This window comes from Psychrobacter maritimus (genome assembly GCF_904846345.1).
GTDB classification, from domain to species: Bacteria; Pseudomonadota; Gammaproteobacteria; order Pseudomonadales; family Moraxellaceae; genus Psychrobacter; species Psychrobacter maritimus.
The window spans coordinates 97658-117910 of the sequence record NZ_CAJHAJ010000004.1 but is presented as its reverse complement, the minus strand read 5'-3'; the positions used below and the strand labels follow the sequence as shown (position 1 = coordinate 117910).

The 20253-nt window shown below is 42.6% G+C and carries 17 protein-coding genes; 4 read left to right on the top strand and 13 right to left on the bottom strand.

Annotation, left to right across the window (positions count from 1 at the left end):
• The first annotated feature begins 88 nt into the window (after positions 1 to 88).
• From JMX50_RS07050 to JMX50_RS07040, 3 genes are all read left to right on the top strand, one after another.
• Positions 89 to 1162: an HNH endonuclease domain-containing protein gene (locus JMX50_RS07050; protein WP_201629003.1), complete on the top strand. Its 1074-nt coding sequence runs from the start codon at positions 89 to 91 to the stop codon at positions 1160 to 1162.
• A gap of 23 nt (positions 1163 to 1185) precedes the next feature.
• Entirely contained in the window at positions 1186 to 1821 is a 636-nt protein-coding gene (locus JMX50_RS07045; RefSeq protein ID WP_201629002.1) for a class I SAM-dependent methyltransferase, read from the top strand.
• 175 nt (positions 1822 to 1996) lie between these two features.
• Positions 1997 to 2524 carry a peroxiredoxin gene (locus JMX50_RS07040; protein WP_201629001.1) on the top strand — a complete coding sequence of 176 codons (528 nt, stop codon included), beginning with the start codon at positions 1997 to 1999 and terminating at the stop codon, positions 2522 to 2524.
• A gap of 311 nt (positions 2525 to 2835) precedes the next feature.
• Here JMX50_RS07040 and ppiC read toward each other — a convergent pair whose 3' ends face one another.
• Both ppiC and rluF read right to left on the bottom strand, forming a co-directional pair.
• A complete protein-coding gene (ppiC, locus tag JMX50_RS07035; RefSeq protein WP_201565312.1) occupies positions 2836 to 3114 on the bottom strand; it encodes a peptidylprolyl isomerase PpiC in 279 nt (92 codons plus the stop codon).
• Between the two features lie 169 nt (positions 3115 to 3283).
• Complete coding sequence (rluF, locus tag JMX50_RS07030) at positions 3284 to 4282, bottom strand: 23S rRNA pseudouridine(2604) synthase RluF (protein ID WP_201629000.1); 999 nt, start codon at positions 4280 to 4282, stop codon at positions 3284 to 3286.
• Between the two features lie 526 nt (positions 4283 to 4808).
• Here rluF and JMX50_RS07025 point away from each other — a divergent pair.
• The gene (locus tag JMX50_RS07025; RefSeq protein WP_201628999.1) at positions 4809 to 5804 is read left to right on the top strand and encodes a diaminopimelate dehydrogenase; all 996 of its coding nucleotides are present in this window, start codon (positions 4809 to 4811) and stop codon (positions 5802 to 5804) included.
• A 198-nt stretch (positions 5805 to 6002) separates the two neighbouring features.
• Here JMX50_RS07025 and JMX50_RS07020 read toward each other — a convergent pair whose 3' ends face one another.
• The 11 genes from JMX50_RS07020 to JMX50_RS06970 all read right to left on the bottom strand — a co-directional run bounded on the left by JMX50_RS07020 (position 6003) and on the right by JMX50_RS06970 (position 20253).
• Positions 6003 to 6716 (bottom strand): DUF6977 family protein, encoded by a 714-nt coding sequence (locus JMX50_RS07020; protein WP_201629131.1) that lies wholly within the window; start codon positions 6714 to 6716, stop codon positions 6003 to 6005.
• Positions 6717 to 6801: 85 nt separating this feature from the next.
• Positions 6802 to 7410, bottom strand: coding sequence for a hypothetical protein (locus JMX50_RS07015; RefSeq protein WP_201628998.1), 609 nt, complete (start codon positions 7408 to 7410; stop codon positions 6802 to 6804).
• Positions 7411 to 7763: 353 nt separating this feature from the next.
• Positions 7764 to 8423, bottom strand: coding sequence for a glutathione S-transferase (locus JMX50_RS07010; RefSeq protein WP_201628997.1), 660 nt, complete (start codon positions 8421 to 8423; stop codon positions 7764 to 7766).
• 350 nt (positions 8424 to 8773) lie between these two features.
• On the bottom strand, positions 8774 to 9409 hold the full coding sequence (locus JMX50_RS07005; RefSeq protein ID WP_201620280.1) for a hypothetical protein: 636 nt from the start codon (positions 9407 to 9409) through the stop codon (positions 8774 to 8776).
• A gap of 291 nt (positions 9410 to 9700) precedes the next feature.
• Positions 9701 to 10285: an alpha/beta hydrolase gene (locus JMX50_RS07000; RefSeq protein WP_201628996.1), complete on the bottom strand. Its 585-nt coding sequence runs from the start codon at positions 10283 to 10285 to the stop codon at positions 9701 to 9703.
• A 57-nt stretch (positions 10286 to 10342) separates the two neighbouring features.
• On the bottom strand, positions 10343 to 11257 hold the full coding sequence (locus tag JMX50_RS06995) for a hypothetical protein (RefSeq protein WP_201628995.1): 915 nt from the start codon (positions 11255 to 11257) through the stop codon (positions 10343 to 10345).
• A 740-nt stretch (positions 11258 to 11997) separates the two neighbouring features.
• Complete coding sequence (betT, locus tag JMX50_RS06990; protein ID WP_201628994.1) at positions 11998 to 14043, bottom strand: choline BCCT transporter BetT; 2046 nt, start codon at positions 14041 to 14043, stop codon at positions 11998 to 12000.
• Positions 14044 to 14381: 338 nt separating this feature from the next.
• Complete coding sequence (gene betA / locus JMX50_RS06985; protein ID WP_201628992.1) at positions 14382 to 16082, bottom strand: choline dehydrogenase; 1701 nt, start codon at positions 16080 to 16082, stop codon at positions 14382 to 14384.
• 119 nt (positions 16083 to 16201) lie between these two features.
• The gene (gene betB, locus JMX50_RS06980) at positions 16202 to 17719 is read right to left on the bottom strand and encodes a betaine-aldehyde dehydrogenase (protein ID WP_227670958.1); all 1518 of its coding nucleotides are present in this window, start codon (positions 17717 to 17719) and stop codon (positions 16202 to 16204) included.
• 190 nt (positions 17720 to 17909) lie between these two features.
• On the bottom strand, positions 17910 to 18482 hold the full coding sequence (locus JMX50_RS06975) for a TetR/AcrR family transcriptional regulator (RefSeq protein ID WP_201624570.1): 573 nt from the start codon (positions 18480 to 18482) through the stop codon (positions 17910 to 17912).
• Between the two features lie 637 nt (positions 18483 to 19119).
• Positions 19120 to 20253, bottom strand: coding sequence for a flavin monoamine oxidase family protein (locus tag JMX50_RS06970; RefSeq protein WP_201628990.1), 1134 nt, complete (start codon positions 20251 to 20253; stop codon positions 19120 to 19122).

Sequence of the window (20253 nt, the reverse complement as noted above, 5' to 3'; positions counted from 1 at the left end):
AAAGCTCGTTTCAACCGTTAAGGTTATAGTACTATTAGAGTCGACTATCAGTACAGTCCATTCTAATTAACGACAGATTGAGCCATTCATGAACTTTATAGACGTTGAAGCCACGCTAGAAAACTACTGGCGAGCGATTATTTTGTTTGGTAGAAATACAGCTTCTTATAAATTCGCACTTGCCAAAGCTCTGATCAACGTTAGCTTAGAAAGAGATTCTGATTTAATTTCATTAGAAGATTTGGCACTGCCCTACGCCATGCATCTGTGTGAACATCTAAAACACAGTCCTAAACAAAGCACTTTTGGTAGTGGTAAGTTTATCAATGCTTGCATTCAATTCAACCATCATCAGATTAGCGAAGACGAACTCATTGATATCACGAATAAAGAAGGATTTAAATACGTTTTGGACGCATTTCATGTGGTCAATACTAAAGCGGTGCAAGAACGGTTTTATGATGTGATTGATGAAGAGTTTTTTATTGATGAGCGTAAACATAATAAAGGTATACGTTTAACAGATAACTTATTTAAATTATTCTATGTGTTTGATCACTCGGCTGAAAATTTGAATTTTGAGACAGAATCACGTTGGAATTTGGTGGAAAAAGCTTGGGAGCTCAATATTGGTAAAGGTTTAATTGCGGTTGAATTTGACCAAGATACCAAGCAGCTATTTACTCAAGATACTAAACATCGCCGTATCGATATCACCAGCTCAAGAGGTGCCCTAAACGGTTATCAAAAAAGCCGCTGCTTTTACTGTTTTAAAGAAATCAGTATTGCTCCTAATGACCCGATGCTAGCAGACGTTGACCACTTCTTTCCACACACTTTAAAACCCCAAGTAGCAACCGCTGGTTGCTGTCGTCCGGTTAATGTCGATGGCGTTTGGAATCTAGTGCTTGCTTGCTCTGATTGCAACCGTGGTATAGACGGTAAATCTGCTCAAGTACCTAATATTGAATTATTAACAAGACTGCATATACGCAACGAATATTTGATTGGCAGTCACCACCCCTTACGTGAGACTTTAATCAATCAAACGGGTAAGAATCAAAAGATGCGTCAACAGTTTTTGCAAAAGTCCTTTAACTTCTCAAAAGAACGTTTGATTCATGTTTGGCAACCTAAGCAACAAGGCTGTAGTCTTTTCTGATAATAAACAGCGATATATAACCTATGATAAACCAATCAAACACCCTAGCCTTTTATAATAGTAATGCACACTCATTCATCGAGCAAACCATCGATGTGAATATGAGTCTGCTATATCAACCCTTTATAGATAATCTACCTGTCAGACCAATAAGCAATCAAAATATACTAGACTTAGGCTGCGGTTCAGGTCGTGACAGTATGCATTTTGCCAACTTAGGCTTTAATGTTACTGCTATTGATAGTAGCTCGGCATTACTTGACCTTGCAAAAGCGGCTGCTCAAAAGCGCATGGACTATCAAGATACGATTGAGTGGCACTGCGCTACTTTTCAAGATATTATCCAAAAAAACTGGCAACGTCAATTTACCGCTATTTGGGCATGCGCCTCATTACTCCATGTACCTTATAAGGAGCTGCCTGAATTAATAGATGGGTTGCTACACATGCTAACTGATGATGGAGTTTTTTACGCATCCTTTAAATATAGCGATAATGAGCACGTGAAAGACAACCGCTTTTTTTGCGATATGAATGAAAAACGCTGGGAAACTATCAAGCAAAAAACCAACCATGAGTTCAAAGATAAAATTTGGCTTACCAATGACCAAAGAGCAGATAGAGATGAAAAGTGGTTTAATATTATGATTAAGCGATAACAAACTTAAATTCTCACACAGTCTATTTTTGGATTAGGCTTCTCTTTCTATTTATTCTGATAGCTTATATAGTGAATATAAGCTTAAAGATTTGCTTATGAACTGCTATAACTATTATCATATAAGTGAAGTATTTTACAAAGCAAAAAGACAATAACCTAAATCGGAGTAAATAATGATTACCCATGTACCTGATGTGACTTTCAAAACCCGTGTTCGTGATGAATCTATCGGAGGAGACAACCCATTTAAATGGCAAGACTTAACCACAAATGAGTTATTTGCCAATAAAAAAGTGGTTGTGTTCTCATTACCAGGTGCCTTTACGCCAACGTGTTCGACCAGCCATCTACCGCGCTATGAAGAGCTTTACAATGAGTTTAAGGCGTTAGGCGTAGATGAAATCGTTTGTATTTCTGTCAATGATGCTTTCGTCATGTACCAATGGGGCCTAAAGCAAAACCGTGAAAACGTTTTCTTGCTTCCTGATGGTAATGGTGAGTTCACTCGTAAAATGGGCATGCTTGTTGATAAGAGTAATCTTGGCTTTGGTATGCGCTCATGGCGTTATTCAATGTATGTCGACAATAAAGCCATCAAAAAAGTATTTAAAGAAGCTGGTTTTGACGACAACTGCCCGACTGACCCGTTTGAAGTATCAGATGCAGACACTATGTTAGCGTATTTGAAAAGTAATGCTTAATCACATTGACGCTTGACCGTTGTCATCAAGTGTTATCAGGCATCAATAGATGCTCAAATACTGATATTTAAAAACTATAGAACTGCGTCGTCTTTAAAGATAAAGGCTACGCAGTTTTTTTATGGTTTTTATAAAAATTTCTATCGCTGAGCGGTGTTATTGTTGGAGATAGTGATAATGTGAGCATGATTTTTGGCAAACAGATAAGTATTAACCGTAAAAAAAGCCAGACAGCTTAAGTTGTCTGGCTTTATTGTGTACACCGTCTTAAAAACAGCTCAAAGCTTCTATGCCATTACAGGCTCTAACGCTTACGTCCTGTAAAGCACTTTAACCACATGCCAGCCAAACTTGGTTTTCACTAAATGCGGGGTAAAGAGTTCGCCGTTGAAGCAGACTTTATCAAATGCTGGTACCATTTGACCTTGTTTAAACTCACCTAAGCTGCCACCTTTTTTAGCTGATGGGCAGGTTGAGTGTTTCTTAGCCAACACATCAAACTGGGCACCTTTTTTGAGTTTGGCAATAATGTCGTCAGCCAGTTCTTTGTCTTTTACTAAAATGTGTAATGCGCTAGCGGTACGAGCCATAATGTAAACCCTTCATAAAATATCGATTATCAGCACATTATATCACTACTTACCTTGGTTACTGACCTCACTTTTATGCGCTACTGCATCAAAAGTCATTATCCACACAGGTGCTACTCTTTGGATGAGAATTAGTGCCTTTTGAGTGGCGCTGCCACTACCTATCAATCTATCGTTTTGAGGACCGCGAAGAACCTCGACCTTTTGCAGGGCGCTTGCCATTTGCAGCAGGTTTGCCTTTGCCACCAGGCTTCTTGCTATCACCAAAAGGACGCCTGTCTTTACCTTTAGAACCCGCTGGTTTTCTAGCACCATCTTTGGGATGTTTAGCATTTCCCTTTGCTGCGCCCGTTGGTTTTGAAGATTCTTTTGACTTTGACGAAGTATCCGTACGAGGTTTTTTTCGTGGCGCCTTACGAGATTTCTTGGCAGCAGTACTGTCTTCTGAAGAAGAGTCTTCTATAGATTTCAGTAAAACAGCCATCTCTTTTGGGGTTAAATCTCGCCAGTCTCCAACGGGAAGACCCTTAAGACTCACATTCATAATACGTGTGCGCTCAAGCTTCACGACTTCATAGCCAAAATGCTCACACATACGGCGAATTTGACGGTTTAAACCTTGCACTAGTGTGATGTTAAATACGGTAGGCGACACCTTAGTAACTGGGCATTTTTTCGTCATCCTGCCCAAAATAGGCACGCCACCTGCTAAGCCTTCAATAAAACTATCCGTTATCGGCTTATTTACCGTCACCACATAATCTTTCTCATGGTTATTACCCGCACGTAACACCTTATTAACCAAATCGCCATTGCTCGTTAAAAAGATTAAACCTTGGGAATCTTTATCCAAACGCCCAATCGGGAAAATACGTACGCTATGTCTCACAAAATCAACGATATTGTTTTTCTCAGAGCTTTCCGTGGTGCTCACAATGCCTACTGGTTTATTCAACGCAATAAAAACGAAATCATCTGCTTCCCGTGGCTCAATAAGCTGGCCGTTAACTTTTACTACATCTCCAGCAACTACTTGTGCGCCTACTTGAGCACGCTTGCCATTGACGTACACATTACCTTGTTCAATAAAGCGATCAGCGTCGCGCCTGGAGCAAATACCGCTTTCGCTAATGTATTTATTTAAGCGAGTCGAAGAAGCGTTAAACATAAAGCACCGTTTTTACCTAATAGAAAGTCTTTCTTGCTAAGAAAAAGACCTCAACTGAATGGATTATCAACAACGAGATGGCTGACATTATATAGTAAATCCAGTTCACGTTTCAGGAGAGATGGGCAAAAACCTATTGCTCATTGTTTATTGCTCATTGTTTAAAGGTACAAGTAGTCTCATAGCCGTGACCATTGCTTCGCTTAAGTTATAGTAATAAACGTTAATCGATGTCAGTTTGGAGAGATTCTGATTTAATTTCACTAGAAAATTTCGCCCCATCCTACGCCATGCATCTTTGTGAGCATCTAAAACGCAGTTCAAATTTAGTATGACAGCACCCTATCACTTGTTATAGTAATCCTCTAAAATAGATACCATTTGTGTAAACCATCAATTTATTACCGTTGAGCTTACTGCAAACCCTTATTGCACAACAAGTACTAATTAGATAGCATGTGCTACTTGATACTTATTACACCGGCAGTAAGTGACTGTCCGCTACACCAACGTAAGGCTAATCATAATGACCCCAATAATTAGAGTCGCCATCGCCGGTTACGGCAACCTCGGCCGCGGCGCGCAAGCCGCCATCAAACAAAGCCCAGACATGCAGTTAGTCTGTGTATTCAGCCGCCGAGACCCTGCCTCCGTCACCCTGATTGACGACAGCGTGCCCGTGTACGCCATGGACGATATTGCCCAATATAAAGACGAGATAGATGTGCTGATCTTATGTGGCGGCTCTAAGTCTGATTTGCCTGAGCAAGGCCCAGCGTTGGCTGGTTTATTTAATATTGTCGATAGTTTTGATACTCACGCTAAGATTCCTGAGTACTTTGCAGCACTTGATACACCGGCCAAGAAAGCTAACAAAGTCGCCATGTTGTCCGTCGGTTGGGATCCCGGTTTGTTTTCCATCAACCGCTTATACGGCGAAGCCATTTTACCGGTTGGCGAAACCTATACCTTTTGGGGCAAGGGCTTAAGTCAGGGTCATTCAGATGCGGTACGCCGCGTAGATGGTGTGAAGTCAGGCGTGCAATATACCATTCCGTCAGAACCTGCCATGGCACGGGTACGAAATGGCGAGCAGCCAACGCTGAGCACCCGCGATAAACATACCCGCGAATGCTATATCGTGCTAGCAGATGGCGCAGATGCCGATACCGTACGCAACACCATCGTCACCATGCCGGACTACTTTGCCGACTACGATACCAAGGTGCACTTTATCGACCAACCAACGTTTGAGCGTGAACACCAAAAGATGCCCCACGGCGGTTTCGTGATTCGCAGTGGCGTGAGTGGCATGGATGATGAGCAGAACAATCAAGTATTGGAGTTTTCATTAAAGCTTGGCAGTAACCCTGAATTTACCTCTAGCGTACTCGTAGCCTATGCCCGCGCCGCCTATAAAATGAACTTAGCAGGCGAAACTGGTGCGAAAACCGTACTCGACGTCGCACCTAGTTTATTATCACCTAAGTCTCCTGCTCAGCTGCGTAAAGAGCTACTGTAAATGTCTGCGCTAGACTAGAAATAAAAAACTGAGCTCAAAAAAGCACCGAACCTTAATGGCGTGGTGCTTTTTTTATAATCTGGTTTTTGGTGGGCTATGCTTGATAAACAGTAGAAATCTTTCTACGTGATTTCTATATAATTTCTACGTGATTTAAAGCTCATTGACGATGTATAAGGATTTTGCTTTATAAATCATTCAGACCCAACCCTCTTCCAAAAGGTGCTCGGTGTTACTCACTTTAAACTCATGATATAAGTTAAAAAACACCGTTGGATCTTCAACATTATCGAGTAACCCACGTTTATTGAGCGCGACAAACATCGCTAGCGCATAAGCCGCACAATGGATAGATTTCTTAGGATTAAACTCACGATCCGTAAAAGCTTGATATTGCATGACTTCCTCATGCAGATGAGTATTTTGCTTTAGAGCATTCACATACAGCCAGTCATAAAATGTAGTCAACGGCTCTACACTCCACTCCATGCCAAAGTAATTATAGCCAATCAGCTCACCTGAGGTTGTTAAACGCGCGTCTTTTTTGGCTTGTCTTGGCGGGACTGTCAGCAAGTCAGTATAGGGGCCACCATCCTCAAAAATCATGCTGCTCTGAAAGGCATTTTCGACACTATACGCTTGACCATCATACTCATTCGTTAGCTTTAAGCTCAATGGACTGAGTGGAAAACTCAACTTATTGCCAGATTTACTCGATAGCTCTAAGACGTGACTAAAGCCATATTTTTTGCGAATGACTTGATGCATATCATTGATGGATTTTTTCTTTTGTCTACTGGCAAACCCCACGTGCCGCTCAAATCGCACCATGTCCGTCTTGACCAAATTGTCACTATTGACTCTAGGCATGAATACCGGTCTGTGTTCTACCGCGCTTTGCGCTTGTTCCATAGGGTTCTGTGTTTCTTGCATTGCAATATGCCTTATATCTTAATTATCAATAGTCTTGTATAAATGTACTTTTATAACGCGTCTTTTATAGCTGGTGATGTGCAATATAAAGTCGTGCTTCATCGTCGCGGCCATTATTGAATACTACTTTATATCCTTTAATCACCCCAGCAAATGGAATTTTACCCTGCATCGCCTTATAGTGTGCAGTGATGCGCTCATTAATGATGTCTAGCTGCTTTTGACGCGGTAATAGCCTGACTTCATCATCTAATGAGATGCGTTTAAATCTGTCCACCGCCATATATGAATTGAATGACGGTCTAAAGTCTTCATTAAAGGCAATATCAGCATAAACAATCGGTGTAATGGCATTTAATGAATGACTGGCATTGCGCTCTAACTCTGCTAAAAGGGGTTGGTATACCGTTTTATCAATACCCAAAACACTACATAACTTTTCAACAAATTCCGAGGCAGCATACTTAAAATCGTAGGTTTTATTAGTCAGCCCCAACGCAGGACTGGACAAAACTGTTTGCAGGCGCTTAAGGGCTTTGTCTGTCGTTTTAGGATGATTATGATACCCCATTAGCGTCAGTATTTCATGATGGGATAGCGTTTTTTGCTCGATGCGTTTTAGAATGATAGATTGCAGTGTCGTTGTCGTTGTCGATTGACTAGAAATAGTCATATGAGGCGCTCCTGTTACTCTGTTTATGCCAAAATGATTCAGCACAGTCGCTTTAACTTTACAGAGAAAAAGGAGTTGTGCGTTTTACCAGTTATTGTTTTTCATCGTGCTGGAAGTAGCGTTAAACCCACGATGTGCTTGTATATTAGCAAGGATAAAAATATTTGTCGAGCTGTACGCTTTCTTCGGCATAGATGATATGGCTTATCCATGAGCAATGACCAAAGAGCGAATAGAAATGAGATGTGGTTTAATATTATGATTTAGCTAAAAAAGGGGCTAAATCTCATAAGCCTTACACTTCCAACTTACTTACAGCACGGAGTTAGTAACTATCACAGTCAGACTAAATCTTAGCTTATTGAAGACAAAGGAAAAACCACCACCTCATCCCCATCTTGCCACGGCTGAAACTTGGTCATCGCTTGCAAAAAAAGTGGATGCTGAAGCCAATCTTGTAGCCAACGCTGCAAATTTGGATAAGGGAGGTTGTAAAAAACATCGCGATTTACATGAGCAAATTGACGGACAAAAGGCATAATCCCAATATCAGCAAGCGTGATACCCTTCCCTAACAAATAAGGATTTTTAGTTAGTAATTCCTCTAAAAGCTGTAAAAGTACTTCACCCTTCTGTCGATACTCTGTTTGGCTCATCTGGAGATGACGGTCGGCATATTTATAGCGATCGAGCCAATGTTTAAATTCGTTGTCGTTTTTATCAATCAATACATTCGCCTCATGTAAAGCTGCATCATTAAGCAATCCTTGCGGATCTTGCTGCTCAAGCGCCCATATCATTATCTCTCTACTCTCTTCAATCACCGTGCCATCCAAAAGCTGCAGCACAGGTACCGTACCTTTTGGGCTAATCGCTAGCATCTGCGGCGGCTTATTTTTTAGCGTTATCTCGCGCAGCTCTACCTGCAGCTCGGCAAACAATATGCCAAGGCGGGCGCGCATGGCATAAGGGCAGCGACGAAAAGAGTACAGACACGGATAAGAGGAAGTCATAGGTAGGATTCGCCATTAAATTGAAATTTAAATTGAGATTAATAATTTTAAACATAAAAGCTAGCGTTTTATGGCTAAGGTATGTGCGTATTTTAGCTGTGGTCATGGCCATACCCTCACCTACTCATGATAACAATGCTAGTGCTTGCTCTCAAGGCTAGGTTTGATGTTTAAGGATATGGTGGCGAGCCCGCTTAAAAAACGTTCGCTCAATTTAATAGTAATAGTTAACCAATAAAAAAAAGCCTCACGACTTTTCATAGTAGTGAGGCCTGTGTTTAATCTGACGTTTAACCTAAAGCATTGTAAAGGTGATTGTCTAAAATTATAAATTAATAATGCTTAGGCTATTAAACACTGCTAGATTTTGGCAATCCATATTCTATTTTATCGACCACTTCATCTTGCTGCTCAACAATCAAGCGATAGCCTTTAATAATCCCATCATAAGGCAGTTGACCATCATGCTGCCGATAATGCTCGCGGATACCTTGTTTAATCACTGCCTTACGCGCAGCTTCATCCAATTTAGCAAATCCACTTGGCAAACGTACCTGCTCTAAGAACGAGACTCCCCAACGCGACATCCAATTTGCGCCGCCAGTAAATTTATAATCGACATCGGCTTGTAAGCGATATCGAGGTTGCGGCTGAGGACAATGCGCCAACTCATATTTAATCTGGGCAATATCTTCGGCAAAGCGCTCATAAGGCAATTCTAGTACCAAAAACAGCTTGGCTAAAAACTCATCGGCGGTAAAGCATTTATCCATATAGCTGCCATCAAGACCAAGATGTTTATTAGACAATACATGACGCAAACGATCACAGGCAGGAATCGTGTACTTAATAGAATAACCCATAGCCTTGACAATATCTTGCGCGCACAGCTCGAGGGTGTCTATTTGAGTGATTGCATATTGTGCTAAAGGATGACGAGGATGATAACGGCGAGTATATTTGGATGGATTGGCAGATTGGCTCATGATAGTGAAGACCTTAGATTCCTATAACTCCGACGAAAAAGTATAAAATCAGGCACAAATGAGGATGTCGGAGTACAGGCTCATGCGCTTTACCAGGATTGTTTTATATCGTGCTGGAAGTTGCAAGGTTTGTACGCCACCACCCATTGCAATCATGATAATTTGCAATAGCAATTGGTAACGACAAAACTGTTAAACCCACGATAAATGATTAGATCGTTTAATAATGATAGCACATCAGCTCATAGAAAATAAATACTGATATCAATGCTTCTTTTTTAAAGAAATATCCTAATCTTCACCATGATACGTCGCTTCATCCATCCAAACAATAGGGTCTTCACACAAATGAACCAAGTGATACCAAATATCACTACTGCGAGCGATACGGTGATGACCGCCTTCGAAATAATCGACTTCCCAGCTTTCAGGCAGATTAACCAAGGTTCGTCTAGCGACCGCCACATCCAAACTTTCATCGTCGACTTCCACCATAACTCGTACCATCTCAGTGTTTGATGTCGGAAAAGACAGTTTCATATCAGCCACTGCCGGAATACGGTCCGCTAAAACGTCACTTGGATAAATACAAGGCGCAATCAAGAGCGCGCGTAAGTTATATTTATGAGCAAAATGATTGGCAAACCAACCACCAAGCGAATGCCCTGCCAATACCACGCGTGGATATTCTTGCATCTTTTTTTGAATTAAAGCATCGTAAATCTCAAACATTTCTGCAAAATTTTCGCGGTAATTGACCGTTTGACAATATTTCGGCTCCCGTGTGATACAAGTGTATTTACTGGTTTCATTACTTGAATCAAGACCATGAAAAAACAGTAAAAACGTATCGTTATTTTCAATAGGAAACATCATAGCTCTCTCCTTTTTTCATTATTCTTTAGAGTTATTGTTATTAATTTGGCTTATAAATTAAACCGCTTTTTGACTGGCAATCTGCGCTTGGTATAAACTCAAAATCTCCTCACAAGCCTGCATTGAGATATTTTTTGCAAAACCTTTGTTAAACCAAAAATCGTAAACGGCTTGGACAATGGCTTTTACCGCCTCAGTATCTTTTGGCTTTTGCTCTGTTAATTTACGCGCAATATCTTTTGCCTGAATATCCGACTCATTGTAGGGCGCACTCCAGCCCACACAATAGCGATAGAGCACATCATTAATGGCCAAGATAAATATGGCGTCAGCCACGCCATACTGTTCGATAAATTGCCCTAACATCGAGCAGCGCTCCTCATAGAGCAAAGGCTCTATCGGCATCTCATCACGCTCAGTCACACAATCGCTACTGACCACATTTGAGGGCTTGCTAAAGTCCTGCAAAAGCAATGGGTAAGACCCGCCAATACCGCCCTTCTTGACTACGTTAAAGCGCCAAATGCCATAATGCGTATCAACGCCCTTATAAGGCACATTGATAAACCATTGCATCAACGCATCGCTATCATAAATGATATGCATACTGCCAATACGCACCCCTTGCTTCGGTAAAACATCCGTGTATAAACGGTCTATATCATCGCTATAAAGCTTTACTTTTTCTACGTTCTCAGCACTGACATCACCAAGCTTAGCTCTTGCATCATTTATGTTTCGGCACAGCCTAAACGGCGCGACAAAGCTCAAGGTATCATCGGTATTATTGACAAAATACACATCATCTTCATAATTATTTATCGAAACCGTCTCAAGATAAAACAATGGGCTGTTTCGTACCCGCTCTTTCTCATCACTCGCCAGTGCCGTTATTCCAGACAGTTTTGCGCCATCCGACCACTGCATATTGTCTATGCGTTTTTGCTCAAATTGATAGGTTAACTTTGTCATTGTCATATCCTTATTATTTTGATTTTGGTTTGTTCGTTGCAGTATTTTTCGTATTGTTTTTCGTACTGTTTTCTTATTTTTTGGGGTTTATTAAGCGTAATTTTAAGCCAGCCGAGTCTATTCGCCATTTTGTAAAATGACGTCATTAGCTATAATTTAAGTAAGTTAATCGGTTTTAGAATGTAGGATTCGGTATTTTTTCTAATTGTTTAGCCGTAGCTGGTCATTATCGTAAAGCTGCTTTTTTTATCGTTATTACGCTTAAAAAATTAAAATCAACGAGCTTTTTTCTGTTCAGTCTTTCTGATTATCAATCAATATGTTTTTTGGGGTTTGGATTTGTACAGGCGAAGTGGTTTAGGAGTAAACCAAAATAACACTGTTCCAAGGACATCATTAAAAATGCTTGCTAAAGACAACTCAGTTAAAAAGTGAAGCGTTGCGCCCCGGGGGTTAACTGTTTGCCATGTTATTTTTGCCTGACTCAATAACTATAATATAAAACCTTATGAAAATAAAGAGGCTAAAAAAGCTGTGCGACAACTACTGTCGCCCAATCACTTATTACTAGATTTATCACTAAATTTATCATTAAGCTTATTATTTATTGATCCAATTCATATAAAAAACCCCATAAGCTGAATGCAACTTATGGGGTTATCTTTTGCCAAATTGTGCATCAGATATCTAAAATCTAGCACGCCATATACTAGCGTTTGATGAATGATTTAATAAATGAATTAACGTTCTAAATGCAGATACTGCATATGACATTCGTACTGATGCAGAATATCGACCAGCACTTGCTCTTTGGTATAGCCAACCAAGTCATACTCTTGCGAGCCATCACTTAAAAATACCTCAGCGCGGTAATAAAACTCGGCCTGCTTGCTTGAAGTGTTGAGCGTAAAGTTCGGTCGCTCAGCTTTGATGAGATTGACTTCATAAATAAAGTCATCTTCATCACCATGACCGACGCGCAGTTTTACCCCATCTATCTGACCGTCATCTTCATCCATTCCAGCGTCTATATCTTTACCGATACTGGCCAGATTTCGGATATCCAATGCCGTCTTAAGGCCACCATCTTTTAGCTCTTTTTCAACTTCAATCATGGCAGGTTTAACGACCGTTTGTAAAAAGCGTTCGACTTGTTTATGGCTTGGGAAACTGACGATACGTTGCAAGCGCGCCTTCCAACCTTTACCACTATCGAGCACGTTTGCTGTGCCAACGGTACTGGCTTTGCGCTTATTGCCCTCTTCTTTTAATGACTTCCACATAGCCATCATGTAAAGCACTAAAATAAGTGAGAACGGCAAACCGGCAATCACAGACACCGATTGTAGCGAGGCGAAACCACCCGCAAACAGTAAGCCTAAAGTAATCAAGCCCGTGGCTGCTGCCCAAAATAGGCGTAACCAAACAGGTGCGTCGGTATCATTGGTCATACCTCTTGAGCTTAGGTTCGCAAGTACTAAAGCGCCTGAGTCAGCAGACGTCACAAAAAATATCAGGCCAATTACCACACCTGCCAATGAAAAAGCATCGCTATAAGGGAAGTATTCAAACAAGGCAAACATACCCATCGCCGCGTCATTAACGGCGATTTCACCAAGCTCAGTGGCACCATTGGCGACCAAATCTATCGCTGAATTACCAAAGATAGAGAACCATGCAAAGATGAAACCAAGTGGAATAAACATCACGCCAAATACAAACTCTCGCAAAGTACGACCACGGCTAATACGCGCGATAAATAATCCTACAAAGGGTGCCCAAGCAACCCACCATGCCCAGAAAAATATCGTCCAACCTGACTTCCAGTCAGCACCAGCCGTACCATCATAAGCATAGACATCAAAGGTTTTAAAAACAATAGTCTGAAAGTATTGACCAATATTTTGGGTAAAGGTATTGAGTAAATAAACGGTATTACCCAGTACTAATATGGCCAATAGTAGCAATATCGACGACAGCATATTAAATTCGGATAAACGGCGTACGCCTTTTTCAACGCCGGTCATGGCAGAAATAGCGGCAGCAATAACCACGCCTAAGATAATCAGGCTCTGCACCATTTTGCTAGATTCGATACCGAATACATGAGTCAAGCCGGCATTAGCCTGCAATACCCCAATACCTAAACTGGTGGCAATACCCATCAAGGTACAGACGACGCCAAAGGTATCAATACCATCACCAAGCCAGCCTTTGATTAAGCGCTCACCAAAGATAGGGGTCAGCGGTGAACGTAGAGCGAGTGGCATATTTTTACGATAAGCAAAATAGGCCAATGCCATCCCGATTAAGGCATAAATGCCCCAACCATGAAGACCCCAGTGTAAAAAGGTTTGCGACAGTGCTTCACGCATGGCTTCGGCACTGGCAGGCTCGAGTCCCGTATGCGGCGTTAGGTAATGCATCAACGGCTCAGAGGCACCAAAGAAGAGTAAATCAATCCCGATACCCGCGGAGAACAGCATCGCCGCCCATGCTAAAAACGGGAACTGGGCTTTTTCATGGTCTTGCCCAAGCTTGATATCACCGTATTTAGAAAAACCAACAAACAAAGCAAAAATACTATAAGCGGCAACCACCAGCATATAATACCAGCCAAAACTCTCTGATACCCATGCCATGCTTGAGCTTAATAATGTCTCACTATAATCTGGAAACACAATCGTCCAGATGATCAATAAAATAGAAATAATAGCTGAACCTAAAAAAACCGTCTTATTTAGAGTCAGGGGTTTCGTCGCATCTTCTGATGGCGAGCTGTACATAAAAGACCTCAATAGGTAAATTAAACAGGGTCTGATATTGCTTTGTCCGTCATAGTCTTATGACTGCATAGTTTTATGACTAATAGTTTTATGACTAATAGTCACATAAAATACGTATCACCGCATGACGCACAAAGCAGTACCAATAAATAAAATTTGCTAGATATAAACTGTTATTAAAATAGCAAAGCAAATGCTAAACAGAGGTCGCCATAAAAGCCCTGTCTACTTAACATAAGCGCTGATAAAAAAGACCTTTACTGTGAAAGGCCTTCTTTTTTGAAATGGTCTTATATTGTTTATTGCCCAATAGCTTATGCCGTCGTTTAGACAGCCATTTAAACAACAAAACTGTAATCGCGCATCGGCTCGGCTCTGAGCGGTGCGCCATTGGCAACGTAATAATCTACCTTCGAGCGTGGTAATTGCTTACCTTTCATCTTATCGACGATTTTTTCGGCGAGCATAATAGTGGTCGCGTTTAGATTACCACTGATGATATTTGGCATAATCGACGCATCGACGACGCGCAAGCCATCGATACCGTGTACCAGCCCTTCGCCATTGACCACCGAATCATTGCCTTCGCCCATCGCACAAGTACATGATGGATGATAAGCCGTCTCACTATGGTTACGGACATATTCGTCCAACTGCGCATCGGTCACCAAATCATCGGTCGGCGCAATGGCTCGACCACGATAAGGGTCAAGCGCTGGCTGATGCATAATCTCACGGGTGATACGCATGGCGGCGCGGAACTCTTGCCAGTCTTGCTCATGCGACATATAGTTAAATAAGATACTTGGATGCAAGCTTGGGTCTTTCGAGGTCAGCTTAACGCGACCACGACTTGGGGAGCGCAATGAGCCCACATGCGCTTGGAAGCTATGCGCTTTCACCGCGCTGCGACCATCGTAACGCACCGCTAACGGCAAGAAATGATACTGAATATTAGGATGGGTAAATTTCTCATCGGTACGGATAAAGCCGCCACCCTCAAACTGATTTGACGCCCCAAGTCCGGTGCCATTAAACAACCATTCCGCACCAATTGCTGGCTTATTCCACCATTTATTGGCTGGCGCAATTGAGACCGGTAGCTTACATTCATACTGCATATACAGCTCTAAATGGTCTTGTAGGTTATTACCGACGCCCGGTAAATCTAGAATTTCAGTCACGCCCACATCTTTAAGCCATTGACCAGGACCAATCCCTGAACGCTGTAGCAGTTGCGGCGAGGCAATCGCACCCGATGAAACAATCACTTCACGAGACGCATAGAATTTTTTGATTTGACCTTGATGGGCGACTTTGACACCGACAGCACGCTTACCATCAAAGAGAATCACATCAGTCAATGCGCCAGTTAAAATAGTGATATTGCTACGCGGTTTGGCACGGTCAAGATAACCACGCGCCGTTGATGCGCGGCGTCCATTTGGTGTGACAAAGCGATCCATTGGCCCAAAGCCTTCTTGCTGATAACCATTTAGGTCATCCGTGCTCGCGTAGCCAGCTTGCACGCCCGCTTCAATCATGGCTTCAAACAGCGGATTGACTCCTGGCTTGGAGGTGGTCATTTCAACCGGACCACCGACACCATGATAATCATTCTCGCCAGCGTCACAATTTTCTAACTTTTTAAAATAAGGTAGGCAGTCTGAATAAGTCCAATCCTCTAAGCCTTTTATTTTGGCCCAATCGTCAAAATCAAGCGCATTGCCACGGATATAGCACATCCCATTAATCAATGATGAGCCGCCAAGTCCTTTACCGCGACTACAGTCCATGACGCGGTTATTCATATAAGGTTCGGGATCGGTTTTATAACCCCAGTTATAAGTGGTTCCTTGTAACGGCATCGCGAGCGCCGCTGGCATCTGCGTGCGAAAGTCTAAGCGATGGTCCGGACGACCCGCCTCTAACAGCAACACCTTAATGTTGGCATCTTCGGTCAAGCGGGTGGCCAGCACATTTCCTGCTGAGCCTGCGCCGACGATGATGTAGTCATATTCAGGTGTGGTTGATGTCATAAAACGCTCCATAATATTAAAAAAATCCATCATTTCATATCAGTAAGGCGGTGCCAAAAGGACAAATGAGTCCTAATACGCCAACCTGACTGTTTTAAAAATTTTTACAATACAACTGCTTAAAATACTGATTCAAACTTACCAAGCTCTACTTGGATAGATTTGGTCTGCGTATAATGCTCAAGGGCTTCAATGCCATTTTCGCGGCCAATACCAGAATGCTTATAACCGCCCACTGGCATTTGCGCGGGTGACTCACCCCACGTATTTAACCAGCAAATACCCGCTTCAATCTGACCGATTACTCGATGCGCTCGGGTCAAATCAGCGGTTACCACTCCTGCTGCCAAGCCATACTCGGTATCATTGGCGCGGCGAATGACTTCTTCTTCGGTCTCGTACGTCAATATCGACATCACGGGACCAAATATTTCCTCACGTACTATGCTCATATCATCGCTGCAATCCGTAAACACAGTCGGTGCAACGAATGCGCCATTGGCAAGCTCGCCTGCCGTGATACGTTCACCGCCAGTCAATAGACGCGCGCCGCCCGCTTTACCTTGCTCGATATAGCCAAGCACTCTGTCCATATGTGGGAAGCTGACCAATGGCCCCATGTTGATGCTCTCGTCCAGCGGATTGCCTAACTTGATACGCTCGACGCGCGCTAAAATAGCTTCTTCAAACTTGGCTTGTAAGGCTTTGGGGATAAAGACGCGCGTGCCATTGGTACAAACCTGACCGGTACTATAGAAGTTTGCCATCATGGCAATATCAGCAGCGGTATCGATGTCTGCATCATCAAATATGATTAATGGCGATTTACCACCAAGCTCTAAGGTCACGTCTTTAAGCGACGATGATGCCGCACTAGACATGACTTTTTTACCCGTTGGTACGCCGCCCGTAAACGATACTTTAGCGATATCAGGATGCTGGGTTAGCGCTTCGCCAACTTTATAATCCCCTTGCACAACGTTAAAGACGCCGTCTGGTAAGCCTGCTTCGGTAAATATTTCTGCCAGTTTTAGTGCTGTTAACGGCGTGACTTCTGAGGGTTTAAAAATCATTGCATTACCAGCAGCCAATGCTGGCGCTGCCTTCCACATCGCGATTTGAATCGGATAGTTCCACGCGCCGATACCTGCGACCACGCCGAGCGGCTCGCGGCGGGTATAAACAAAGCTGCTATCACGCAGCGGAATCTGACGACCTTCAAGCATTGGTGCAAGACCGGCATAATACTCAACGACATCGGCACCGGTGACGATATCAACATATTTGGTTTCAGAAAGCGCTTTACCCGTATCTTTGGTTTCGAGCAATGCCAGTACATCATTGCGTTCGCGCAATATCGCAACCGCGTTTAGCAGAATGCGACTGCGCTCAACCGCTGTCATCGCTGCCCACACTTTTTGACCTTGTTGCGCCACTTTTACCGCTTCATTAATCTGCTCATCGGTCGTTTGCTGAATGGTGGCGAGCACCTCACCTGTCGCCGGATTAATATCTTCAAATGTCGCTAATGATTCATCGACCGCCAAATAACGACCGTTAATATAAGCGGTTTGTATTTGCTCTAAATCGATGATGTCTTTTAAGTTGTTTGGGTTGCTTATGTTTGAATCTGTCATAGGTTCTCCTATCGACGACTGGTAAAGGCTTTATAAAAAAGCCAATAGCAAATAATGTCGTCATGGGTTAAGTATTTAAAATAAATTTATCTCGTTTATTTCTAAAATTTTTTCTTTAAGCATTTCTTTAATAAACGCTTAAAGCGCTGTGTTTAAAGTATTGTGTTTAAATCAAAGCAAAACTAGCGTTTTATTCATGTTCAGGCTGGGTCATTTTTAGCAAACGCTCACGTAATGATTTTTTATCGGATATATTAATGCCGGAAAAATCAGAGAGCCAAATACCATCAGCGACCAGACGCACCATGCATAGCGTTTCGGTATTATCAGTTGGTTTATGCTTGTCTAATTGCTCATTTGACCACTCAGCCCACAGCTTGCGCAGCTCGCTGTCCGCCAGCATCAATACATATAAGGTTGCCTGATTATCAAACTCTTCCTGCCCTTTTTCGCCTAAGCTAATCGTGGCATTGATATAGGCACGGGTAAACGAACCATAACGCACTGGGTCTTTGGCCATCGCCGTATCAACCTCTGTTTCAAACTTTTTCATCGCGTCATGGAATACTTCCAAAATCAATGCATTCTTGGTGGTGAAATGATGCATCACCCCACCTTTGGTCACCCCAACCGCATCGGCGACGGCTTGAAAAGTGACTTTAGACAACCCTTGCTCTAGCGTGATGCGTGCTGCCTGATCAAGCAGCGCACGACGTACGATTTCTGGCTGTTTTTTACGTTTATAAGCATTTTCTGTTTTCATTTTTATCTCGATGTTCATGCACCAAAGAGTTTGAGAATAAGTTTGTCGCCACTATTGCTACTATTGCCGCTTTCTATGCCATCCATAATTCTGACAATTTTGACAATGCTAGTGATGGCAACTACCGCCGTATAACCAGTTTTTACTAAATACCTTACGCCAAGCACCTAAAAAATGATGACTCTTGCAAGCGCATCATAAGCTTTCAACCATGATGCTAAGACGCAGATATGAGGTTTCTGCCTTAAAGAAAATAGGGATTATTTATTTATCCTAAACTTAGAAAGCAGTTTTATAAGGATAAAGTTATCTATCTCATAAAAGAAACCACACGGTCGGTATTTTATAGAAATAATACAGCAATGTGAAGGGCTGGTATGTATCTGGGTTTTATAGAACATTATTCTAGAGAAAGTTGTTCTAGAAAATACTATTTTAGAAGAGGCTGATTTAGACCACATTGGCTTAGATAAAGCTGCATGGTCTAAATAGGCAGAGAAATGAATGTTGAAGTTTTAAGTCAAGTAGACTGATGGAGATTATTAAGTATCAATATGGTGGCACTTGATAACAGCAAGCAAGGAAAATTTAGAACAGTCGCACATAGCTATGACGTAGCGCTTTTATTTTGAACTGACTATGCTATCGACTCAGGTAAATTTTTAACGCCGATGCTTGCTGCATCGATAGCGCCCGCGATATAACCGGGGAACTGCGCTGACCACTCGCTACCGATACCAGTCAGACTATTTGCCCAGATGCCAGATAGCGCTTTAGAGATAGGTGCTGTGGCATGCTGACCATCACTATTAGCATCAGCAGCGGTTGCCGTAAATGGCTCTTGCGCCCAGTCCTTAAGATATTCAGCCTGAGGCGATTCTGCTTGTGCCCCAAATAAACGCACCAGTTGCGCACGGCAATGCTGCTTTAATACGTCTGCAGATACAGTTTGACGTGCGGCTGCAGGTACGCCTATAAAACCAAATAGTGCCCCATTACCATCTGCCACCGATGCATCATGAATCTCAACCATCGGTCCTTGTCCGCTGCGTGCTGAGCCTGACAATCCTTGTTGTTGCCAAAATGGACTGTCATAAACAGCAAGGTACTTAGCGTGCGGCGCCATCCATGTGGCTGTCCCTCGCCACTGTATCGTAAGATTGGTCGGTAAAGTAGGCTCGAACGTTATGCTTTCTTCTGCCAATCGAGGCGGTAGCGCCAGTAACACATGCTGCGCTTGCCACTGCTGTGTCTGACAAACAGCCACTTGCCCAGATTTATCTTCGCTAGTGATTTCAATATAGTGCCCAGTATTATGCAGCTGACGCACTTTTTGATTGGTCAAAATCCGCGTGCTATCTAAACGCTGATAGAGCGCGTCAATTAATGTCGCCATACCACCCTTAAGCCGCATAGACGGCGGCGCACTTTTATAGCCGTGCGTACGCATAGCAGGCTCATTAGGTGAGTGCTCAACCAGCATATTGCCCTCTTCGAATTGCGCAAAACTCTCTAACTGCAATTCATCAATCAGACGCGCCAACTGCTGCTGATACTCTGGCCAAAACCATGATGGTCCCAAATCAAAGCCATTGGTGTTATCTATTATTTGTGCAGTATTTGGGTCAGTTGCCCGCGCTGTCACAATACGACCACCCAAGGTTGGACGCGCTTCTAACAGCACATAATCAACGCCTTTTTTCTCTAATAAATAAGCTGCATACAAGCCACTTAAGCCGCCGCCAATAATCGCTACAGATACTGTTTGCAT

Coding starts and splice junctions, on each gene's coding strand:
- JMX50_RS07050 (WP_201629003.1), top strand. CDS start 89: ATGAACTTTATAGACGTTGAAGCCACGCTAGAAAACTACTGGCGAGCG.
- JMX50_RS07045 (WP_201629002.1), top strand. CDS start 1,186: ATGATAAACCAATCAAACACCCTAGCCTTTTATAATAGTAATGCACAC.
- JMX50_RS07040 (WP_201629001.1), top strand. CDS start 1,997: ATGATTACCCATGTACCTGATGTGACTTTCAAAACCCGTGTTCGTGAT.
- ppiC (WP_201565312.1), bottom strand. CDS start 3,114: ATGGCTCGTACCGCTAGCGCATTACACATTTTAGTAAAAGACAAAGAA.
- rluF (WP_201629000.1), bottom strand. CDS start 4,282: ATGTTTAACGCTTCTTCGACTCGCTTAAATAAATACATTAGCGAAAGC.
- JMX50_RS07025 (WP_201628999.1), top strand. CDS start 4,809: ATGACCCCAATAATTAGAGTCGCCATCGCCGGTTACGGCAACCTCGGC.
- JMX50_RS07020 (WP_201629131.1), bottom strand. CDS start 6,716: ATGGAACAAGCGCAAAGCGCGGTAGAACACAGACCGGTATTCATGCCT.
- JMX50_RS07015 (WP_201628998.1), bottom strand. CDS start 7,410: ATGACTATTTCTAGTCAATCGACAACGACAACGACACTGCAATCTATC.
- JMX50_RS07010 (WP_201628997.1), bottom strand. CDS start 8,423: ATGACTTCCTCTTATCCGTGTCTGTACTCTTTTCGTCGCTGCCCTTAT.
- JMX50_RS07005 (WP_201620280.1), bottom strand. CDS start 9,409: ATGAGCCAATCTGCCAATCCATCCAAATATACTCGCCGTTATCATCCT.
- JMX50_RS07000 (WP_201628996.1), bottom strand. CDS start 10,285: ATGATGTTTCCTATTGAAAATAACGATACGTTTTTACTGTTTTTTCAT.
- JMX50_RS06995 (WP_201628995.1), bottom strand. CDS start 11,257: ATGACAAAGTTAACCTATCAATTTGAGCAAAAACGCATAGACAATATG.
- betT (WP_201628994.1), bottom strand. CDS start 14,043: ATGTACAGCTCGCCATCAGAAGATGCGACGAAACCCCTGACTCTAAAT.
- betA (WP_201628992.1), bottom strand. CDS start 16,082: ATGACATCAACCACACCTGAATATGACTACATCATCGTCGGCGCAGGC.
- betB (WP_227670958.1), bottom strand. CDS start 17,719: ATGACAGATTCAAACATAAGCAACCCAAACAACTTAAAAGACATCATC.
- JMX50_RS06975 (WP_201624570.1), bottom strand. CDS start 18,482: ATGAAAACAGAAAATGCTTATAAACGTAAAAAACAGCCAGAAATCGTA.
- JMX50_RS06970 (WP_201628990.1), bottom strand. CDS start 20,253: ATGCAAACAGTATCTGTAGCGATTATTGGCGGCGGCTTAAGTGGCTTG.